Annotated in this window: 16 protein-coding genes and 7 tRNA genes; 2 read left to right on the top strand and 21 right to left on the bottom strand. The window is 54.3% G+C overall.

All coding sequences use genetic code 11. The annotated features are described in order from the left end of the window. Positions 1 to 19: 19 nt before the first annotated feature. From O1722_RS16525 to miaB, 9 genes are all read right to left on the bottom strand, one after another. Entirely contained in the window at positions 20 to 745 is a 726-nt protein-coding gene (locus O1722_RS16525) for an amino acid ABC transporter ATP-binding protein (RefSeq protein WP_017382465.1), read from the bottom strand. Then, on the bottom strand, positions 745 to 1,419 hold the full coding sequence (gene gltK, locus O1722_RS16520) for a glutamate/aspartate ABC transporter permease GltK (RefSeq protein ID WP_003858686.1): 675 nt from the start codon (positions 1,417 to 1,419) through the stop codon (positions 745 to 747). The genes O1722_RS16525 and gltK overlap by 1 nt, the downstream gene beginning before the upstream one ends. Beyond that, positions 1,420 to 2,160, bottom strand: coding sequence for a glutamate/aspartate ABC transporter permease GltJ (gltJ, locus tag O1722_RS16515; RefSeq protein ID WP_015571133.1), 741 nt, complete (start codon positions 2,158 to 2,160; stop codon positions 1,420 to 1,422). 155 nt (positions 2,161 to 2,315) lie between these two features. Then, positions 2,316 to 3,221, bottom strand: coding sequence for an amino acid ABC transporter substrate-binding protein (locus O1722_RS16510; RefSeq protein ID WP_003858681.1), 906 nt, complete (start codon positions 3,219 to 3,221; stop codon positions 2,316 to 2,318). A gap of 380 nt (positions 3,222 to 3,601) precedes the next feature. Beyond that, positions 3,602 to 5,140 carry an apolipoprotein N-acyltransferase gene (gene lnt / locus O1722_RS16505; RefSeq protein ID WP_032670351.1) on the bottom strand — a complete coding sequence of 513 codons (1,539 nt, stop codon included), beginning with the start codon at positions 5,138 to 5,140 and terminating at the stop codon, positions 3,602 to 3,604. Positions 5,141 to 5,145: 5 nt separating this feature from the next. Beyond that, positions 5,146 to 6,024, bottom strand: coding sequence for a CNNM family magnesium/cobalt transport protein CorC (gene corC / locus O1722_RS16500; protein ID WP_003858679.1), 879 nt, complete (start codon positions 6,022 to 6,024; stop codon positions 5,146 to 5,148). 84 nt (positions 6,025 to 6,108) lie between these two features. Further along, positions 6,109 to 6,576 carry an rRNA maturation RNase YbeY gene (gene ybeY / locus O1722_RS16495; protein ID WP_017694310.1) on the bottom strand — a complete coding sequence of 156 codons (468 nt, stop codon included), beginning with the start codon at positions 6,574 to 6,576 and terminating at the stop codon, positions 6,109 to 6,111. Beyond that, positions 6,573 to 7,619 carry a PhoH family protein gene (locus O1722_RS16490; RefSeq protein WP_003858674.1) on the bottom strand — a complete coding sequence of 349 codons (1,047 nt, stop codon included), beginning with the start codon at positions 7,617 to 7,619 and terminating at the stop codon, positions 6,573 to 6,575. Before O1722_RS16490 ends, ybeY begins: the two co-directional genes overlap by 4 nt. 163 nt (positions 7,620 to 7,782) lie before the next feature. Continuing rightward, on the bottom strand, positions 7,783 to 9,207 hold the full coding sequence (miaB, locus tag O1722_RS16485; protein WP_015571130.1) for a tRNA (N6-isopentenyl adenosine(37)-C2)-methylthiotransferase MiaB: 1,425 nt from the start codon (positions 9,205 to 9,207) through the stop codon (positions 7,783 to 7,785). A gap of 135 nt (positions 9,208 to 9,342) precedes the next feature. On the opposite strand from miaB, the gene ubiF reads away from it, so the two are divergent. After that, a complete protein-coding gene (gene ubiF / locus O1722_RS16480) occupies positions 9,343 to 10,518 on the top strand; it encodes a 3-demethoxyubiquinol 3-hydroxylase (protein ID WP_033486405.1) in 1,176 nt (391 codons plus the stop codon). Between the two features lie 108 nt (positions 10,519 to 10,626). Here the strand turns inward: ubiF and O1722_RS16475 are convergent. From O1722_RS16475 to nagB, 12 genes are all read right to left on the bottom strand, one after another. Beyond that, a tRNA-Gln gene (locus O1722_RS16475) sits at positions 10,627 to 10,701 on the bottom strand. Between the two features lie 34 nt (positions 10,702 to 10,735). After that, positions 10,736 to 10,810: transfer RNA gene (locus O1722_RS16470), tRNA-Gln, on the bottom strand. A gap of 41 nt (positions 10,811 to 10,851) precedes the next feature. Then, positions 10,852 to 10,928 (bottom strand) — tRNA-Met (locus O1722_RS16465). A gap of 17 nt (positions 10,929 to 10,945) precedes the next feature. Continuing rightward, positions 10,946 to 11,020 (bottom strand) — tRNA-Gln (locus tag O1722_RS16460). 32 nt (positions 11,021 to 11,052) lie between these two features. Then, positions 11,053 to 11,127 (bottom strand) — tRNA-Gln (locus O1722_RS16455). A 23-nt stretch (positions 11,128 to 11,150) separates the two neighbouring features. After that, positions 11,151 to 11,235 (bottom strand) — tRNA-Leu (locus O1722_RS16450). Positions 11,236 to 11,243: 8 nt separating this feature from the next. Next, positions 11,244 to 11,320 (bottom strand) — tRNA-Met (locus O1722_RS16445). A 225-nt stretch (positions 11,321 to 11,545) separates the two neighbouring features. Beyond that, positions 11,546 to 13,210 carry an asparagine synthase B gene (gene asnB, locus O1722_RS16440; protein ID WP_100151220.1) on the bottom strand — a complete coding sequence of 555 codons (1,665 nt, stop codon included), beginning with the start codon at positions 13,208 to 13,210 and terminating at the stop codon, positions 11,546 to 11,548. Positions 13,211 to 13,460: 250 nt separating this feature from the next. Then, entirely contained in the window at positions 13,461 to 14,213 is a 753-nt protein-coding gene (nagD, locus tag O1722_RS16435; protein ID WP_003858667.1) for a ribonucleotide monophosphatase NagD, read from the bottom strand. Positions 14,214 to 14,258: 45 nt separating this feature from the next. Beyond that, positions 14,259 to 15,479, bottom strand: a complete 1,221-nt coding sequence (gene nagC, locus O1722_RS16430; protein WP_006809613.1) for a DNA-binding transcriptional regulator NagC — start codon at positions 15,477 to 15,479, stop codon at positions 14,259 to 14,261. Positions 15,480 to 15,487: 8 nt separating this feature from the next. Further along, on the bottom strand, positions 15,488 to 16,636 hold the full coding sequence (gene nagA, locus O1722_RS16425; protein ID WP_032671309.1) for an N-acetylglucosamine-6-phosphate deacetylase: 1,149 nt from the start codon (positions 16,634 to 16,636) through the stop codon (positions 15,488 to 15,490). A 55-nt stretch (positions 16,637 to 16,691) separates the two neighbouring features. Then, positions 16,692 to 17,492: a glucosamine-6-phosphate deaminase gene (gene nagB, locus O1722_RS16420; protein ID WP_003858663.1), complete on the bottom strand. Its 801-nt coding sequence runs from the start codon at positions 17,490 to 17,492 to the stop codon at positions 16,692 to 16,694. Positions 17,493 to 17,817: 325 nt separating this feature from the next. Between nagB and nagE the strand changes: the two genes are divergently transcribed. After that, on the top strand, positions 17,818 to 19,767 hold the full coding sequence (gene nagE, locus O1722_RS16415; RefSeq protein ID WP_032652976.1) for a PTS N-acetyl glucosamine transporter subunit IIABC: 1,950 nt from the start codon (positions 17,818 to 17,820) through the stop codon (positions 19,765 to 19,767). The last annotated feature ends 166 nt before the right edge of the window (positions 19,768 to 19,933 follow it).

Here is a 19,933-nt window from a genome sequence, read left to right as displayed (position 1 = left end):
AGATTGCGCACTAAAAAGATTAATGCAGGATTTTGGCGAGGAAGTCTTTTGCACGTTCAGATTTAGGATTTGCGAAGAACTCTTCTTTTGGTGAGTCTTCAACAATTTTCCCTTCATCCATGAAGATCACGCGGTTGGCCACTTTACGGGCGAAGCCCATTTCGTGCGTCACCACCATCATGGTCATCCCTTCGTGCGCCAGCTCCACCATGACGTCCAGCACTTCGTTGATCATCTCAGGGTCGAGCGCGGACGTCGGCTCATCAAACAGCATTGCCACCGGATCCATGCACAGCGCACGCGCGATTGCCACACGCTGCTGTTGGCCGCCCGAAAGCTGGGCCGGGAACTTATTCGCATGCGCAGACAGCCCGACGCGTTCCAGCAGCTTCAGCCCCTTTTCGCGCGCCGCTTTTTTGTCGCGCTTCAGCACTTTGACCTGCGCCAGCGTCAGGTTCTCAATGATGGACAGGTGAGGGAACAGCTCAAAATGCTGGAACACCATCCCTACGTGGGAGCGAAGCTGGGCAAGGTTGGTTTTGCGGTCATTTACTTTGGTGCCGTTAACGACAATCTCGCCCTGCTGGACAGGTTCCAGCCCATTAACGGTTTTGATAAGCGTGGACTTACCGGAACCGGACGGGCCGCATACCACTACCACATCGCCTTTTTTTACTTCTGTTGAGCAGTCGGTCAGCACCTGAAAGTGCCCATACCATTTAGAAACATTTTTCAGGGAAATCATTATACCGTCCTTTTCTTCAGCCAGCTGACCAACAGCGATGCGCTTAAACTAATCACAAAATAGACCCCGCCCGCGAAGAGGATCATCTCAACCTGCGTTCCGTCACGTTCGCCAATGGTGGAGGCGGTACGGAAGAAGTCTGCCAGACTCAGCACGTAGACCAGGGAGGTATCCTGGAACAGGACGATGCCCTGCGTCAGCAGCAGCGGAACCATGGCGCGAAACGCCTGCGGCAAAATAATGAGCTTCATGGACTGCCAGTGCGTCATACCGAGCGCCAGCGCAGCGCTGGACTGCCCGCGAGAGATACTCTGAATACCTGCGCGGATGATCTCTGAGTAGTAGGCGGCTTCAAACATGGAAAACGCCACCATGGCAGAGATCAGGCGGATATCGGTCTTTGGCGACAGTCCCAGTACGTTCTGTAAAAAGCCGGGAACAATCAGATAAAACCACAGCAGCACCATGACCAGTGGAATGGAGCGGAATACGTTAACGTAAGCCGTGGCAAACCAGGCGAGCGGCTTAAAGCTCGACAGGCGCATCACTGCCAGCAGGGTGCCCCAGACGATACCGACGATAATGGCGATAACGGTGATCTTTAAGGTGATTGCCAGTCCATCCAGCAGATAGGGCATGGAGGGAACAATGGAACTCCAGTCAAAATCGTACATTTATTTGCCCCCCAGATTGCCCGGCAGGCGTACTTTGCGTTCAACCAGGTTCATCACCAGCATGATGAAAGCGTTAATCAGAACATAGGCGAGCGTGATCGCCGTGAAGGATTCCCAGGCGTGAGCGGAGTAATCCAGCAGTTTGCCCGCCTGTGCCGCCATATCCACCAGACCGATGGTTGAGGCGATAGCCGAGTTTTTTACCAGGTTCATCATCTCGGACGTCATCGGCGGAACGATGACGCGGTAAGCGTTAGGCAGCAGTACGTAACGGTAGGCCTGGGGCAGAGTCAGGCCCATTGCCAGTGCCGCATTCTTTTGCCCGCGCGGCAGTGACTGTATGGCGGCACGTACCTGCTCGCAGACGCGCGCAGCGGTGAACAGCCCCAGACACAGCATAGAGGAGACAAAAAATTGTACGTTAGGATCCAGCTCGGCCTTAAACCACATGCCGAGATCTTCCGGCAGCAGTTCCGGGATCACCAGATACCAGGTAAAGAACTGCACGATCAGCGGAACGTTACGGAACAGTTCCACATAGAGCGTGCCAATCGAAGAGAGAAAACGGTTAGGGACGGTACGCAGAATACCGAACAGCGAACCGACAAGAAACGCGATAATCCACGCCGTTATCGATAACGCAACGGTAACCTGAAAGCCGCTCCACAGCCAGCCGAGATAGGTGGTGTTGCCGAACGGGGCTTGTTGCAGAAAGATGCCCCAGTTCCAGTCAATTGACATAGTAAACTCCAGAAAAAAAAGGGTAGCAGCGCTACCCTCGAAGATTGGTGAGAAGCTCAATTTTTGCGCTGAGTGGGGAACGACCACTCAACGTATAGTCTGTCCATGCTTCCCGACAATCGAGAGGGCAGGAGATCCCGCCCCTGTCGTTCTAATTAGTTAAGAGCTTTGTCGTTTGGTGATTTGAACAGCGCTTTCATGTCGTCAGACAGTTCAAAGTTCATGTTCAGGTTTTTTGGTGGAATTGGGTTCTTGAACCATTTGTCGAACCATTTTGCCGCTTCGCCGGAGGTTTGCGCCTGAGCGATGGTGTCATCGATCAGTTTCTTGAAGTCCTCGTCACCTTTACGCAGCATACAGCCGTAGGCTTCTTTCGACTGGGCGGTACCGACGATTTCCCAGTTGTCTGGTTTCTTCGCTTTCGCGCGTTCGCCCGCCAGCAGGGCGTCATCCATCATAAACGCGACAGCACGGCCGCTTTCCAGGGTACGGAAGGAGTCGCCATGGTCTTTCGCGCTGATGATGCGCATGTCCATTTTCTTCTCGTCGTTCAGCTTGTGCAGCAGCACTTCGGACGTGGTACCGGAGGTCACGACAACCGCTTTGCCTTTCAGGTCAGCAAAATCTTTGATGTCGCCGCCTTTCTTCGTCAGCAGGCGGGTGCCCACAACGAAGATGGTGTCCGAGAAAGCGGCCTGTTTCTGACGTTCAAGGTTGTTGGTGGTTGAGCCACATTCAAAATCAAATGTGCCGTTTTGCAGCAGAGGAATACGGTTCTGTGAAGTGATGGGGATCAGCTTCACTTGCAGGTCAGGTTTGTTCAGCTTTTTCTTCACGGCTTCAACGATGGCGTTGGAGTAATCCTGTGAATAGCCCACGACTTTTTGCGTGTTGTCGTAGTAAGAGAACGGGACAGAAGATTCACGGTGGCCGACCACGATCACGCCGTTTTTGGCAATCTTGTCGAGAGTGCTTCCTGCTGCCGGAGCGTCTTCAGCGTGGACAACCCCCGCAGACATTCCCATAACCAGCATTGCTGTGGCCAGTTTACGTAATTGCATACCCAACTCCTTTCTTATCAGCGCCAGTGACGCATAGATACCCATTGTGATGTTGTTATATCTCGCGCAATGCGAGTGCAGTGTTATGCAAGCTTGTTAACATTTAGTCTGGCTTAATGTAAAGATTTTGCTGCGTTATTGTTTATTTTTGCGAAGCGCGCCGCACCATTCAGAGGCAATAATCCCTCGTTGCACCGTTTCGGTGCTACCGATGATCTATGCTGGTGCGACAAAGTTGCACGTTAAGCCAGACAGCGTTGATATGAATAAACAAAGCAACAGGCGTGCCAGAATTGAAGTTTGGGAGGAAATTGTCGGGTGGGGGCCGCGGAGAGTAGGCCGGGTAAGGCGTAGCCGACACCCGGCAACAGAAGGTAAGGTTATTTACGACGCTGACGCAGGCTCATCAGTACTGCGCCAAAGCCGAAGAGCAAGGTCAAAATCCACAGCGGCCAGTTCCCGGTGCGCGCGTAAGGCGTAAGCCCGGTAGTTGGCGTGACGTTAGTAGTCAGCACCTCACGGGTAAATTGCGGGATCATGGCCTGGATTTCACCCTGCGGACCAATCACGGCGGTAATGCCGTTATTGGTGCTGCGCAGCAACGGACGCGCCAGCTCCAGAGAACGCATTCGCGCCATCTGGAAGTGCTGCCACGGGCCAATCGATTTACCGAACCACGCATCGTTTGAGATGGTCAGCAGATAGTCGGTGTCCGGGCGGAAATTATCGCGCACCTGCTCGCCGAGGATAATCTCGTAGCAAATGGCGGCCGTCAGGGCAAAACCGTGCGCATGCAGCTGCGGCTGAACGTAAGGGCCCCGGCTGAATGAGGACATCGGCAAATCAAAGAACGGTGCCAGTGGGCGCAGAATAGACTCCAGCGGAACAAATTCGCCAAACGGTACAAGGTGGTTTTTGTTGTAGCGATTGGTGGAGGTATAGCTGTATTCGCTGTCCTTACCGAGCGTAATGATCGTGTTGTACGTGTCATAGCGGTTCTGCTGATTGAGACGCGCATCCACAATTCCGGTGATCAGCGTACTGCCGCGCGCGCGCAGCAGATCATCCATCATCTTCAGGAAGGGCTGCTGATTGATCTCCAGGTCCGGGATCGCAGACTCAGGCCAGATGATGAGCTGCGATTTGCCCATCACCTTTTCAGTGGCGTTGGCGTAGATTTTCAGCGTGTTCAGCAGCTGATTCTCATCCCATTTCAGGGACTGCGGGATATCGCCCTGTACCAGTGAAACCTGCGTGGCGCGCGCGGGCTCCAGCGTAAACCACTGGATATAACGCAGCGGGAAGGGCAGGGCAAACAGGATCAACGCGGCAACCAGCGGCTTCCAGTTACGTGTCACCAGTGCCAGCACCAGCAGGCCGCTGACGATCATCAACAGGAAATTGATGGCTTCCACGCCCATGACCGGGGCCAGGCCTTTCAGCGGGCCGTCTACCTGGCTATAACCGAACTGCAACCACGGGAAGCCGGTCAGTACCCAGCCGCGCAGAAATTCGGTGATTTGCCAGACAACGGGTGCCGCTATCGCCACGCGCAGCCAGGTCGTTTTTGGCCACAGGCGAGACAGGATGCCCGCGAACAGGCCGGTGTAGAGCGAGAGATAGGCAGCGAGCAGCACAACCAGGAAGACGTTAACCGGCCCCGGCATTCCGCCAAATTGCGCGATACTGACGTAGACCCAGTTGATACCAGAGCCAAACAGCCCCAGCCCCCAGAAGTAGCCAATGGCCGCGGCCTGTACCGGACGGCGGTTCAGGGTAAGACCCTGTAGCCCCATCAGGGAGAGAATAGCGGCTGGCCAGATATCGTAAGGAGAAAAAGCCAGCGTACCGCTGGCTCCGAGTAACAGCGCCAGCAGCAAACGGACGCGCTGGCGTTCAAAGAGTGGGGCAAATGCCATTTACATTAATCTTCCAGTTTTGGCACCGGTGAGTCGTCCGGCATTCTGACGTGAACCTGAATAATACGTCGGCTGTCAGCCATTGCGACCTTGAACTGGTAACCATCGATGTCAACGGTTTCACCGCGGGCCGGAAGATGGCCGAAGGCCTGCATCACCAGACCACCAATGGTGTCCACTTCTTCATCGCTGAAGCTGGTGCCAAAGGTATCGTTGAAGTCTTCAATGGAGGCCAGCGCGCGCACGGTCCAGGTGTGGCGGCTCAGCTGACGGAAGTCGATATCCTCTTCTTCGTCATACTCATCTTCGATTTCGCCCACGATCAGCTCAAGGATGTCTTCGATTGTGACCAGACCGGAAACGCCACCAAATTCATCAATAACAATCGCCATGTGATAGCGCTGGGAGCGAAACTCCTTCAGCATCCGATCCACACGTTTACTTTCCGGCACAACCACGGCCGGGCGTAACACCTTTTCCATACTGAAGGCTTCGGCATCGCTGCGCATAAACGGCAGCAGATCTTTCGCCATCAAAATCCCTTCAATGTGATCTTTGTCTTCGCTGATGACCGGGAAACGTGAGTGAGCCGATTCGATAATCACATCGAGGCACTCGTCCAGCGTCTGGTTGCGTTTCAGGGTAATCATCTGCGAGCGGGGGATCATGATGTCGCGGACGCGCTGGTCGGCGATGTCCATCACCCCTTCGAGCATTTCGCGCGTATCTTCGTCGATAAGGTCGTTCTGCCCGGAATCACGAATCAGCTCCAGCAGTTCATCACGGTTTTTCGGTTCGCCGTGGAAAAGCTGGTTCAGAATGAGGGAGAAAAATCCCTTTTTAGTGGTTGTCGTGTCGCTACTGTGTGAATTGTCGTCGCTCATGGCGTTTGTTAAGGGTTCTCTTGTTAGTTCAATATTAACCGCCGCGCTATGTCCCTGCGCGGCGGCATGGTAGTCAGTGACTGACTATTCTTTCTCGGCAATGTACGGATCCTCATAGCCCAGAGCAAGCATTATCTCTGTCTCGAGGGATTCCATCTCTTCCGCTTCGTCATCTTCAATATGGTCGTAACCCAGAAGATGCAGGCTACCGTGCACCACCATGTGTGCCCAGTGCGCTTCCAGCGGCTTTTGCTGCTCTTTGGCTTCCTGCTCAACCACCTGACGGCAGATGATCAGATCGCCCAGCAGCGGCATCTCAATGCCCGGAGGGGCTTCGAACGGGAAAGAGAGCACGTTGGTCGGCTTATCTTTCCCGCGGTAGGTCAGGTTGAGCTCATGGCTTTCTGCTTCATCCACCAGGCGAATCGTGACCTCTGATTCTTCCTGAAACTGGGGGATAACGGCATCCAGCCATTTCTGAAACTGTGCCTCTTCTGGCATGCCGGAATTATCATCACAGGCCAGCTGTAAATCGAGGATCACCTGACTCATTTCTGTTCATGCTCCTGCGCTTCGCGCTTACGTTCTGCGGCCAGTTCGGCCCTGCGCTTCTGATCTGCCTCTTCCCAGGCCTCATAAGCGTTAACGATACGCGCGACGACCGGATGGCGTACCACGTCTTCACTGTGGAAGAAGTTAAAGCTGATTTCCTCTACCTCGGCCAGGACTTCGATGGCGTGACGCAGACCCGATTTGGTGTTACGCGGCAGGTCAATCTGGGTGACGTCACCGGTGATAACCGCTTTCGAGTTAAAGCCAATACGCGTCAGGAACATCTTCATCTGTTCGATGGTGGTGTTCTGGCTCTCATCCAGAATGATGAACGCGTCGTTAAGCGTACGGCCACGCATGTAGGCCAGCGGAGCAACTTCAATCACGTTACGCTCGATGAGCTTTTCAACTTTCTCGAAGCCGAGCATTTCGAACAGCGCGTCATACAGCGGGCGCAGGTAGGGATCTACTTTCTGACTCAAATCGCCCGGCAGGAAGCCCAGTTTTTCACCGGCTTCAACAGCAGGGCGGGTCAGCAGGATACGGCGGATCTCCTGACGCTCGAGCGCATCGACCGCAGCGGCAACCGCCAGATAGGTTTTACCCGTACCCGCCGGACCCACGCCGAAGGTGATGTCGTGGTCGAGAATGTTGGCGATGTACTGCGCCTGGTTCGGGGTACGAGGCTTAATCACGCCGCGTTTAGTTTTGATGTTGATGGCTTTGCCATAGTCCGGCACGCTCTCCGCGCTCTGCTCAAGCACGCGTGCCTCTTTAATGGCCAGGTGGATCTGTTCAGGTTCAATATCCTGGATCTCACCGCGCATCGGGGCGGTATCAACATACAGGCTGCGGAGAATATCCGCCGCGGCGTTGACGCAGATTGGGCGTCCGGTGAGTTTGAAATGGTTATCGCGACGATTGATTTCGATACCCAGACGTCGCTCCAGTTGTTTGATATTGTCATCAAACGGCCCGCACAGGCTCAGCAGGCGAGCGTTGTCTGCGGGCTCAAGGCTAATTTCACGCGTATCTATGTTCAAACTGTTCCTCTTTAATTGGTTAACTGACCTGTGGCCACACGGCGTAATAAAACGGTCATTACCGAAATTATTCACGCCACAGAATAAAGGCGCAAGCGTTGCGGTAGATATTGGGGGCGATGAGAGGAAATACAAGGCCTGCCGGACAGGCAGGCCAGAAGGATCAAGGCTGGTAAATACCCACGCCAGAATCGTTGACTTTGCGGGTGCGAGAGATAACGGATTCCGGAGTCTGTGCAATTCGCAGACCCATTTCGTCCTCAGTGCGTACCACCTTCCCGCGCAGCGAGTTCGTGAGTACTTCGACAATCTCGACGTCCACAAACTTACCGATCATGTCCGGGGTGCCTTCAAAATTCACCACGCGGTTATTTTCGGTTCGACCAGACAGTTCCATGACGCTCTTACGGGAGGTGCCTTCCACCAGAATACGCTGGACAGTGCCGAGCATACGACGACTCCAGGCGTTGGCCTGCTGGTTGATACGCTCCTGTAGAATATACAGACGCTGCTTTTTCTCTTCTTCCGGCACATCGTCAACCATATCGGCCGCAGGGGTGCCCGGGCGCGCAGAGAAGATAAAGCTGTAGCTGACGTCGAAATTCACCTCGCCGATAAGCTTCATGGTGCGCTCGAAGTCATCAGCGGTTTCGCCAGGGAAGCCGACGATAAAGTCGGAGCTAATCTGGATATCCGGGCGCGCTTCACGCAGCTTGCGGATGGTGGACTTATACTCGAGCACCGTATGTGGACGACCCATCAGGTTCAGCACGCGGTCAGAACCGCACTGGATCGGCAGGTGCAGGAAGCTCACCAGCTCTGGCGTATCGCGATAGACGTCAATAATGTCGTCGGTAAATTCCATCGGATGGCTGGTGGTAAAGCGAATGCGGTCGATGCCGTCAATCGCCGCCACCAGACGCAGCAGTTCAGCAAAGCTGCCGGTGGTGCCGTCGTAGTTTTCCCCGCGCCAGGCGTTTACGTTCTGACCCAGCAGGTTCACTTCACGAACGCCCTGCGCGGCAAGCTGCGCGATTTCAAACAGAATATCGTCTGCCGGGCGGCTCACTTCTTCACCGCGGGTGTAAGGCACCACGCAGTAAGTACAGTATTTGTTGCAGCCTTCCATGATGGAGACGAAGGCGGTCGGGCCATCAGCGCGCGGCTCAGGCAGACGGTCAAATTTCTCGATCTCCGGGAAGCTCACGTCAACCACCGGGCTACGGCTGCCGCGAACCTGATTAATCATCTCTGGCAGGCGGTGCAGGGTCTGAGGGCCAAAAACGATATCCACATAGGGGGCTCTCTGGCGGATCAGCTTACCTTCCTGCGATGCGACGCAGCCACCCACGCCAATAATCAGGTCCGGATTTTTCCGTTTGAGAAGCTTCCAGCGGCCTAACACATGAAAGACTTTTTCCTGTGCTTTTTCACGAATTGAACAGGTGTTCAGCAGCAGCACATCGGCTTCTTTCGCATTTTCAGTCAGCTGGTATCCGTGGGTGGTATCCAGCAGATCGGCCATCTTCGATGAATCGTATTCGTTCATCTGACAGCCCCAGGTTTTTATATGGAGTTTTTTAGTCATCGACTTGCTCAGCTCAGGATTGCAAGCCGCGTATTGTAATGCTTTGGTGCGGTTGTGACCAGTATGAAGGTTGTCAACCTCAGGGCCGCAAAAATCCGGTAAACTTAAGGTATTCTCCAATAAGGAATAGTGACCATGACACTCCTGAACACCGAAGTTGCCGTTGTTGGCGGCGGTATGGTCGGCGGCGCACTGGCGCTGGGGCTGGCGCAGCAGGGATTTGACGTAACCGTTATTGAACAGGCGGCTCCGCCGGCATTCGATCCTGCCAGCCAACCGGACGTGCGTATTTCCGCCATCAGCGCGGCCTCTGTTGATCTGCTTCGCGGGCTGGGCGTCTGGGAGGCGGTGCTGGCGATGCGCGCGCACCCATACAGCCGTCTTGAAACTTGGGAGTGGGAAAATGCTCACGTGTCGTTTGATGCCGCCGAGCTGAAACTGCCGCGCCTGGGCTATATGGTGGAAAACAACGTGCTCCAGCAGGCACTCTGGCAGGCGCTGGAGGCGCACCCGAAGGTGACGCTGCGCGTTCCGGACTCGCTGAAAGGCCTGCATCGTCATGAGGGCGGGTATCTCCTGATGCTGGACAACGACGATGAGCTGGCCGTGAAGCTGGTGGTGGGGGCGGATGGCGCGAACTCGCAGGTCAGGCAGATGGCAGGCATTGGGATCCATGCCTGGCAGTACCAGCAGTCCTGCATGCTGATCACCGTGCAGTCAGAAAACGCGCCGGGCGAAAGCACCTGGCAGCATTTTACGCCGAACGGCCCGCATGCATTCTTACCGCTGTTTGATAACTGGGCTTCGCTGGTGTGGTACGACAAACCGGCGCGCATTCGACAGTTGCAGGGGCTGTCCATGGATCAGTTGCAGCGCGAAATCCGCCAGCACTTCCCGAGCCGTCTTGGCAACGTGACCCCGGTTGCCGCCGGCGCATTCCCGCTGATGCGACGCCATGCGTTGCAGTATGCCCGTGAAGGACTGGTGCTGGTGGGGGACGCGGCGCACACCATTCATCCGCTGGCGGGGCAGGGGGTGAATCTGGGATACCGTGACGTCGATGCGTTACTGGATGTGCTGGGTAACGCTCGCGCCCACGCGGAAGCCTGGGCCAGCCATCAGGTACTGAAGCGCTACCAGACGCGCCGTATGGCGGATAACTTCATTATGCAGTCGGGGATGGATCTGTTCTATGCCGGGTTCAGCAATGATGTTGGTCCGGTGCGTATAGTGCGCAATATTGGATTGATGGCGGCGGAGCGTGCCGGTGGTCTGAAGCGTCAGGCCCTGAAATATGCCCTCGGACTCTGATCTTTATTCCCTCTCCCCGTGGGAGAGGGTTAGGGTGAGGGCATCAGGCCGCACTATTCTGAGCAACAAAAACAAAAAAGCCCGCAGAGCGGGCTTGTTTGTTTTAAGTGGCTGGGGTGCAGGGATTCGAACCCCGGAATGCTGGTATCAGAAACCAGAGCCTTACCGCTTGGCGACACCCCAATTGCGTTAAACAAACTGCTTAACGACTTTAAAGTGGCTGGGGTACGAGGATTCGAACCTCGGAATGCCGGAATCAGAATCCGGTGCCTTACCGCTTGGCGATACCCCAACAATGTTCAGTTTACCGAATCGTATTCGATAACATAAATATGGTGGCTACGACGGGATTCGAACCTGTGACCCCATCATTATGAGTGATGTGCTCTAACCAACTGAGCTACGTAGCCAGTACTGCAATCTTCGATGGCTGGGGTACCTGGATTCGAACCAGGGAATGCCGGTATCAAAAACCGGTGCCTTACCGCTTGGCGATACCCCAATACCGCGGAGAACCGCATAATCGAAGAAATATGGCTGGGGTACCTGGATTCGAACCAGGGAATGCCGGTATCAAAAACCGGTGCCTTACCGCTTGGCGATACCCCATCCGTGCAACGCTTACCTGGGAATGGTGCGGGAGGCGAGACTTGAACTCGCACACCTTGCGGCGCCAGAACCTAAATCTGGTGCGTCTACCAATTTCGCCACTCCCGCAAAAAAGATGGTGGCTACGACGGGATTCGAACCTGTGACCCCATCATTATGAGTGATGTGCTCTAACCAACTGAGCTACGTAGCCATCTTTTTTTCGCGTTACCTTATCGGCGTTGCGGGGCGCATTATGCGTATAGACCCTTGCAGCGTCAACACCTTTTTCAATGAAAATAGCCGGAATGTGACTGTTTGGTTAGGTTGCGAACAGCGAGGCCGAATATTCGACAATTATTGGTTATTAATCGATTTTATGCGGAGAAAAGAGAGGCAAAAAAATCAGGCCCCGGAGGGCCTGATGATACTCTGAACATTATTTATAGGCAGACTGGTGAACGCCCACCGCGCGTCCTGACGGATCGTTCATCGCTTTGAATGATTCATCCCATTCAATGGCTTTAGCAGAAGAGCAGGCGACCGATGGGCCACCCGGTACGCACTCTGCTGCGCTTGGAACCGGGAACAGCTCCTCAAAGATCTCACGGTACAAATACGCTTCTTTCGAGGCTGGCGTGTTGTACGGGAAACGGAAGCTCGCAGTTTCCAGTTGTTGATCAGAAACCTGTTTCGCCGCCACCTCTTTCAGGGTGTCGATCCAGCTGTAACCCACGCCATCCGAGAACTGCTCTTTCTGACGCCACGCCACGCTCGCCGGCAGGTAGGATTCAAAACATTCACGCAGGATATGTTTCTCCATTTTGCCGTTGCCGCACATTTTGTCCTGCGGGTTGATGCGCATCGCCACATCAAGGAATTTCTTATCGAGGAACGGCACGCGGGCTTCCACACCCCAGGCGGACATCGCTTTGTTGGCGCGCGCGCAGTCAAACATGTGCAGCGCCTGTAGCTTACGCACCGTTTCTTCATGCAGCTCTTTGGCGTTTGGCGCTTTGTGGAAATAGAGGTAACCGCCAAACACTTCGTCAGAACCCTCGCCGGAGAGCACCATCTTGATGCCCATCGCTTTGATCTTCCGCGACATCAAATACATCGGTGTGGAGGCGCGAATGGTGGTCACATCATAGGTTTCAATGTGATAGATCACATCGCGGATCGCATCCAGACCTTCCTGTACGGTGAAGTGAATTTCATGGTGCACCGTGCCGAGATGATTTGCCACTTCCTGGGCGGCTTTCAGGTCAGGTGCCCCTTCCAGACCCACGGCAAAGGAGTGCAGCTGCGGCCACCAGGCTTCAGAGCGCTCCTGATCTTCCACGCGACGTGCGGCGAATTTCTTGGTGATCGCGGAGATCATGGAGGAGTCCAGACCGCCGGAGAGCAGTACGCCGTAAGGTACGTCTGACATCAGGTGGCTTTTCACTGACTCTTCCAGGGCCTGACGCAGTTCGGCTTTGTCCGTCACGTTGTCTTTCACCGCCTCATAATCAAACCAGTCGCGCTGGTAGTACGGGCGGATCTCGCCGTCTTTACTCCACAGGTAGCTACCTGCCGGGAACTCTTTGATGGTGCGGCACACCGGTACCAGGGCTTTCATCTCTGAGGCAACGTAGAAGTTGCCGTGCTCATCGTGTCCCATGTACAGCGGGATAATACCGATATGGTCGCGGCCAATCAGGTAAGCGTCTTTTTCGCTGTCGTACAGCGCGAAGGCGAACATACCTTGCAGATCGTCGAGGAACTCCGGGCCTTTCTCCTGATACAGCGCCAGGATCACTTCGCAGTCTGAGCCGGTCTGAAACGCGTAGCGATCGCCGTACTCGGCGCGCAGCGCCTGATGGTTGTAAATTTCACCGTTAACAGCCAGCGCGTGCGTTTTTTTCTCGTTATACAGCGGCTGTGCGCCAGCGTTGACATCAACAATGGAGAGACGTTCGTGAGCCAGAATCGCTTTATCGCTGGCGTATACGCCTGACCAGTCCGGACCGCGATGGCGCATCAGGCGGGACAATTCGAGTGCTTTTTTACGCAGTTCGCCCGCGTCAGTTTTAATATCCAGTACGCCAAAAATAGAACACATAACCTTCTCCGTTAACCCTGTTGCGTTGTGATGTTGCTTGCTTATGAAAATGCCGCAAAAGGGGGAGGGGGCGCAAGCGTTTTACCGATGAAAACGTAAAAAGTGCAATGGCAATTGCCGAATCTTAAAAAAAGAGTATGTGTTAAGCGATATTATTGATGATTTCTCAATGAAGGGCTGGTTTCGTTAGATGAAGTGATGTTTTCAGACGGCAGAAATGAAAAACCACGCCCTGAGGCGTGGTTCTGAATCAAATAACGTCGATTTCGTCGACAGAGGGGTAAATCCAGCTTGGCCGGAACGGCATCGTATCAATGTCATCAAGCTGTGAAACGCCAGAAAGCACCAGGATGGTTTCAAGCCCCGCCTGGAAGCCAGCCAGAATATCGGTACGCAGGTTGTCGCCCACAATGACGGTTTCTTCTGAGTGTGCCTGCATCGTATTCAGTGCGGCGCGGATGATCCACGGGCTCGGTTTACCGACAACAAACGGCTTACGACCCGAGATTTTTTCGATACCGGCGCACAGCGCACCGCAGGCGGGATAAAAACCACGACCGTGCGTGTCCGGGTTGGTGGCGATAAAACGCGCACCGTTGGCGACAAAGTAGGCTGCCTTATGCATCATCTCCCAGTTAAAGGAGCGCGTTTCGCCCACGATGACAAAGTCCGGGTTCACGTCGGTGATGGTGAAGCCCGCTTTATACAGCTCGTGGATCAGCGCACCTTCACCAACCACATAGGCTTTTTTGCCTTCCTGACGCTTCAGGAAATCCGCGGTCGCCATCGCAGAGGTATAGAACACGCTGTCCGGGACGTTGACGCCTGCGGTAGCAAAGCGGTTTGCCAGATCCTGACCAGTCTGTGAAGGGTAGTTCGTGAGAAGAACCAGTGGCATTCCTTTGTCGATGATGCGGTGAAGAAACTCCGCAGCACCCGGCACGGCAACGTTGTCGTGCATCAGCACGCCGTCGATATCACAAATTACATTCTTAATGGTCATGGACAATCCGACATCAAAAAAAGAAGGCGTTACTATAAGGTCCGATCAGGATTCCAGCAAATGTTGCAGCAGGATCCCGTTGAGCATGGCACGTTTTACCAGGGCGAATGCGCCAATTGCCGAGCGGTGATCGAGCGTAGATCGCACCACCGGCAAATTCTGGCGAAATGCCTTCAGCGCCTGGGTATTGATGCAGCCTTCAATGGCGGGCAGTAACACTTTTTCGGCTTCAACGATCTCGCCGGCAATCACCACTTTCTGCGGATTAAACAGGTTGATAGCAATGGCGATGGTCTTACCCAGGTGGCGTCCTACCTGTTCGATCACTTCGCAGGCCAGCGCATCGCCTTTGTTTGCCGCTTTACAGATGGCGCCGATCTTACAATCGTCCAGCGTGACGCGGCTCTGGTAACCCTGCTCCAGCAGATGGCGAACGCGATGTTCAATGGCGGCATTGGCGGCAACGGTTTCAAGACAGCCAAAGTTACCGCAGTGGCAGCGCTCGCCAAGCGGTTCCACCTGGATATGACCAATCTCGCCTACGTTACCGTTACGGCCAATAAAAATGCGGCCATTCGAGATGATGCCCGCACCTGTACCACGGTGAACGCGCACCAGAATAGAGTCTTCGCAGTCCTGGCTCGCACCAAAGTAGTGCTCCGCCAGCGCCAGCGAGCGAATATCGTGACCAACAAAGCAGGTCAGCTTGAAGCGCTTTTCCAGCGCCTCAACCAGCCCCCAGTTCTCTACCTTAATATGCGGCATGTAGCGAATAACGCCGCTTTCCGGGTCAACCAGGCCGGGCAAAATCACCGAGATGGCGATGAGTTCACGGATCTTGCGCTGACAGCTTTCGATGAAATGCGCAATGGTATTCAGCAACGCGTGTTCAAGCGTCTCCTGCGTGCGCTCAGGAAGGGGGTAGTGTTCTTCGGCAATGGCCTTGCTGCTCAGATCGTAGAGCGTAAGCGTGGTGTCATGACGTCCTAAGCGAACGCCAATGGCCTGAAAATTGCGGGTTTCCGTGACGATGGAAATCGCGCGGCGGCCCCCGGTGGAGGCCTGCTGATCGACTTCTTTGATCAGGCCGCGCTCAATGAGCTGACGTGTAATTTTTGTCACGCTGGCGGGAGCAAGCTGGCTTTGTTCGGCTATCTGAATGCGTGAGATTGGCCCGTGCTGGTCAATCAGGCGATAAACCGCCGCGCTGTTAAGTTGTTTAACGAGATCGACATTACCGATTTGAGCTTGTCCGCCTGGTGTCATACTTTTACTTACTCAGTGACGACCTCGTTACCATTAACGATGGTCTTAATAATTTTATAATCGTGTGTGAACGCCGTCAGGTTTGCAACCATACCTGGCGCAATACCGCCGAGCTGTTTATCGACGCCAATGGCGCGCGCCGGATAAAGCGTGGCCATGCGCAGCACTTCCTCAAGCGCGATGCCGCAATGTTCAACGAGGTTACGTACCCCTTCGATCATCGTCAGAGAAGAACCGCTCAGCGTGCCGTTCTCATCCACACACAGTCCATTCCGGTAGTATATTGTTTTACCAGCAAAAATGAACTGCTCAATATTCGCTCCTGCCGGAGCGGTAGCATCCGTCACCAGGCAGAGCTTGTCGCCTTTCAGACGCTTGGCGTTGCGGATGTTGGTGTAATCGACATGCAAGCCGTCGGCGATAATGCCGCAGTAGACGTCTGGTTCATCCAGAATGGCGCCAACCAGTCCCGGTTCGCGGCCAGTAATATAGGGCATCGCGTTATAAAGGTGTGTGGCAAACGTAATGCCTGCGCGGAAACCGGCCTTCGCCTCTTTCAGCGTCGCGTTCGAATGGCCCGCAGACACCACAATCCCGGCGGCGGCCAGTTTGCTGATAACGTCCGTGCCGGTCATTTCCGGGGCCAGCGTTACTTTGGTGATCACATCGGCATTGGCGCACATGTAATCCACCAGCTCGGCATCCGGTTTGCGCACGTAGTTTGGGTTATGGGTGCCTTTCTTGACCATATTCAGCCATGGTCCTTCCAGGTGCAGGCCCAGCGCCTGATTCGGATGTTTTGTCAGGTATTCGCGCATGACGCGGATACCCTGTTTCATCAGGTCATCGCTGCTGGTGATCAGCGTTGGCAGATAGCTGGTGCAGCCCGATTTCTCGTTGGCTTTTTGCATGATTTCCAGCGTTTCAACCGATACCGCCTCTGCGGTATCGTTAAACTGGACACCGCCGCAGCCGTTGAGCTGTACGTCGATGAAACCGGGGGAGATTACTGCTCCATTGAGGGAACGCTGTTCGATCTCCGGCGGCAGTTCCGCCAGCGGGCAAACACGTTCAATCAGGCCATTGGCGATTACAATCGCATGGTCATCCAGAATTTCATGGCCGGTATAAATCCGACCGTGGGTTAAAGCGTACATATCGACCCCCGGTTAAAAAAGCGACCGCCCCGGATATAAAGAGGCGGTTATTCAATTACAGACCTTTGATGTTCTCAGCTTCCAGCTCGTTGAAGTATTTCAGCGTTTTCACTTTCAGCTCCATGGTGGACGGTTCGTCACACACAACAACCGCTTTTGGATGCAGCTGTAAGCAGCTGATCGTCCACATATGGTTCACGTTACCTTCAACGGCAGCCTGAAGCGCTTGCGCTTTCACCGCGCCCAGCACCAGAATCATCACTTCTTCGGCATCCAGCAGCGTGCCCACGCCCACGGTCAGCGCGTATTTAGGCACCTGATTGACGTCGCCGTCAAAGAAGCGGGAGTTAGCCACGCGCGTATCATGGGTCAGCGTTTTAATACGGGTACGGGAAGCCAGTGAAGATGCCGGTTCGTTGAACGCGATATGACCATCGTTGCCTACGCCGCCCATAAACAGGTGGATTTTACCGTAGGAACGGATTTTTTCTTCATACTGACGGCATTCTGCGTCAATATCAGGCGCGTTTCCATTCAGCAGGTTAATGTTTTCAGCCGGAATATCAACGTGATCGAAGAAATTACGGTGCATAAAGCTGTGGTAACTTTCCGGATGTTCCTTCGGCAGGCCGACATATTCGTCCATGTTGAAGGTCACAACGTGTTTAAAGCTAACCTGGCCCGCTTTGTGCATTTCAACCAGAGCTTTATACGCGGTCAGGGGCGTGCCACCGGTTGGAAGACCGAGAACGAAAGGACGATCGGCTGTTGGTTTGAACGCGTTGATGCGATTAACGATATGACGAGCAGCCCATTTTCCGACTTGTTCAGCTGTTGCCAGGGGAATCAGTCTCATTATTCACCTCTAAAGTTTAAGTAAAAGTGGGCGGATGATTAGTGCAACCTGAACTAAGCGTAACCTGGAACCTTTCAGGCCGGATCAATCCGTCTTGATTTTTTGAATGATAAAATAAGTTTTCGTCGTTAGCCAGTGAAAGGGAGGGTTTAATACGATATTTGGTGACAATAATCACAAAAAATAGGTGTTTAATTTGCGATACGAATTAATTTTTCACACACTCACACTGCCAGTGAATCATCAACTGTATCTATCGTTCGTAACACAATAAAAACATAGTTTATGCGCGAGTCTTAACAAAGGGTCTCGTAGGGGGAATAGGATGAATATTTTAGGTTTTTTCCAGCGCCTCGGTAGGGCTTTGCAGCTCCCTATCGCCGTGCTACCGGTTGCAGCGTTGCTGCTGCGATTCGGGCAACCCGATCTTCTTAACGTGCCGTTTATTGCCCAGGCAGGCGGCGCAATTTTTGACAACCTGGCGCTGATTTTCGCCATCGGTGTGGCGTCAAGCTGGTCAAAAGACAGCGCTGGTGCCGCGGCACTGGCAGGGGCTGTCGGTTACTTCATCCTCACGAAAGCGATGGTAACCATCAACCCTGAAATCAATATGGGTGTGCTGGCAGGTATCATTACCGGCCTGGTGGGTGGCGCCGTGTACAACCGTTGGGCAGGTATCAAACTTCCTGACTTCCTGAGCTTCTTCGGCGGTAAACGTTTTGTGCCGATTGCGACGGGCTTTTTCTGTCTGATCCTCGCCGCCATCTTTGGCTACGTTTGGCCACCGGTGCAGCATGCTATCCATGCGGGTGGCGAGTGGATCGTGTCTGCGGGCGCAATGGGCGCGGGCATCTTCGGTTTCATTAACCGTCTGCTGATCCCAACCGGTCTGCATCAGGTACTGAACACCATCGCCTGGTTCCAGATTGGTGAGTTCACCAACGCGGCCGGCGCGGTATTCCACGGTGATATCAACCGCTTCTACGCAGGCGACGGCACCGCGGGCATGTTCATGTCTGGCTTCTTCCCAATCATGATGTTTGGTCTGCCTGGCGCGGCGCTGGCAATGTACCTGGCTGCGCCGAAAGCGCGTCGCCCAATGGTTGGCGGGATGCTGCTGTCCGTTGCGATCACCGCCTTCCTGACCGGCGTGACCGAGCCACTGGAATTCCTGTTCATGTTCCTGGCTCCGCTGCTGTATCTGATGCACGCGATCCTGACCGGTATCAGCCTGTTCGTCGCCACCCTTCTGGGTATCCATGCTGGCTTCTCCTTCTCCGCAGGCGCCATCGACTATGTGTTGATGTACAACCTGCCGGCGGCAAGCAGCAACGTCTGGATCCTGATGGTGATGGGCCTGATCTTCTTCGTTATCTACTTCGTTCTGTTCAGCGCGGTTATTCGTATGTTTAACCTGAAGACGCCGGGCCGCGAAGATACGAAAGATGATGTTGTGACCAGTGAAGCCAACAGCAATACCGAAGAGGGTTTAACCCAGCTGGCAACCAACTACATTGCCGCTGTGGGTGGCACCGACAACCTGAAAGCGATCGATGCCTGTATTACCCGTCTGCGTCTGACCGTAGGTGACTCCGCGCGCGTGAGCGATGCAATGTGCAAACGCCTGGGTGCGTCTGGTGTGGTGAAACTGAACAAACAAACCATCCAGGTAATCGTGGGTGCGAAAGCCGAATCTATCGGCGATGAAATGAAAAAAGTGGTTGCCCGTGGGCCGGTCGCTGCCGCCTCAACGGATAACGCGGCAGTGGCTGACGCGCCGGTTGCAAAACCGCAGGCTGTGCCAAACGCGGTGACCATCGCTGCGCTGGTTTCTCCGGTGACAGGTGACGTTGTTGCGCTTGAGCAGGTGCCTGACGAAGCGTTCGCCAGCAAAGCGGTCGGTGACGGCGTGGCGGTGAAACCAACGGACAAAACCGTGGTCTCTCCGGCTGCCGGTACTATCGTGAAAATCTTCAACACCAACCACGCGTTCTGCCTGGAAACGGAAAAAGGCGCGGAGATCGTTGTCCATATGGGTATCGATACCGTTGCGCTGAACGGTCAGGGCTTTACTCGTCTGGTGGAAGAGGGTGCTGAAGTGGCGGCAGGTCAGCCGATTCTGGAAATGGATCTGGACTTCCTGAATGCCAACGCGCGCTCCATGATAAGCCCGGTCGTGTGCAGCAACATCGACGACTTCAGCGGTCTGGTGATCCAGGCGCAGGGTCAGGTGGTTGCAGGCCAGACGCCACTGTATGAGATTAAAGGCAAGTAATCGCTCCTGAGTAGAGTTATGCCTTTAGCGGCGGGGGATATCCTCCGCCGCTTTTTTTTGCAGCAATTGCCCCCATTATTTTCTTCCGGGACGTTTTAAGGGTTGTCACTACGTCCGGCTTATAAGATCATATGCCGTTATACGTTGTTTACGCTTTGAGGAATCC

This window comes from Enterobacter cloacae complex sp. HYC003_NIDB, assembly GCF_056673375.1.
This window is presented reverse-complemented; position numbering and strand designations above follow the sequence as displayed.

Excerpts from the sequence above, each read along its gene's own strand:
- nagE (WP_032652976.1), top strand. The coding sequence starts at position 17,818 with ATGAATATTTTAGGTTTTTTCCAGCGCCTCGGTAGGGCTTTGCAGCTC.
- ubiF (WP_033486405.1), top strand. The coding sequence starts at position 9,343 with ATGACACTCCTGAACACCGAAGTTGCCGTTGTTGGCGGCGGTATGGTC.
- gltK (WP_003858686.1), bottom strand. The coding sequence starts at position 1,419 with ATGTACGATTTTGACTGGAGTTCCATTGTTCCCTCCATGCCCTATCTG.
- O1722_RS16525 (WP_017382465.1), bottom strand. The coding sequence starts at position 745 with ATGATTTCCCTGAAAAATGTTTCTAAATGGTATGGGCACTTTCAGGTG.
- miaB (WP_015571130.1), bottom strand. The coding sequence starts at position 9,207 with ATGACTAAAAAACTCCATATAAAAACCTGGGGCTGTCAGATGAACGAA.
- O1722_RS16510 (WP_003858681.1), bottom strand. The coding sequence starts at position 3,221 with ATGCAATTACGTAAACTGGCCACAGCAATGCTGGTTATGGGAATGTCT.
- nagA (WP_032671309.1), bottom strand. The coding sequence starts at position 16,636 with ATGTACGCTTTAACCCACGGTCGGATTTATACCGGCCATGAAATTCTG.
- ybeY (WP_017694310.1), bottom strand. The coding sequence starts at position 6,576 with ATGAGTCAGGTGATCCTCGATTTACAGCTGGCCTGTGATGATAATTCC.
- asnB (WP_100151220.1), bottom strand. The coding sequence starts at position 13,210 with ATGTGTTCTATTTTTGGCGTACTGGATATTAAAACTGACGCGGGCGAA.
- gltJ (WP_015571133.1), bottom strand. The coding sequence starts at position 2,160 with ATGTCAATTGACTGGAACTGGGGCATCTTTCTGCAACAAGCCCCGTTC.
- nagD (WP_003858667.1), bottom strand. The coding sequence starts at position 14,213 with ATGACCATTAAGAATGTAATTTGTGATATCGACGGCGTGCTGATGCAC.
- corC (WP_003858679.1), bottom strand. The coding sequence starts at position 6,024 with ATGAGCGACGACAATTCACACAGTAGCGACACGACAACCACTAAAAAG.
- nagC (WP_006809613.1), bottom strand. The coding sequence starts at position 15,479 with ATGACACCAGGCGGACAAGCTCAAATCGGTAATGTCGATCTCGTTAAA.
- lnt (WP_032670351.1), bottom strand. The coding sequence starts at position 5,140 with ATGGCATTTGCCCCACTCTTTGAACGCCAGCGCGTCCGTTTGCTGCTG.
- nagB (WP_003858663.1), bottom strand. The coding sequence starts at position 17,492 with ATGAGACTGATTCCCCTGGCAACAGCTGAACAAGTCGGAAAATGGGCT.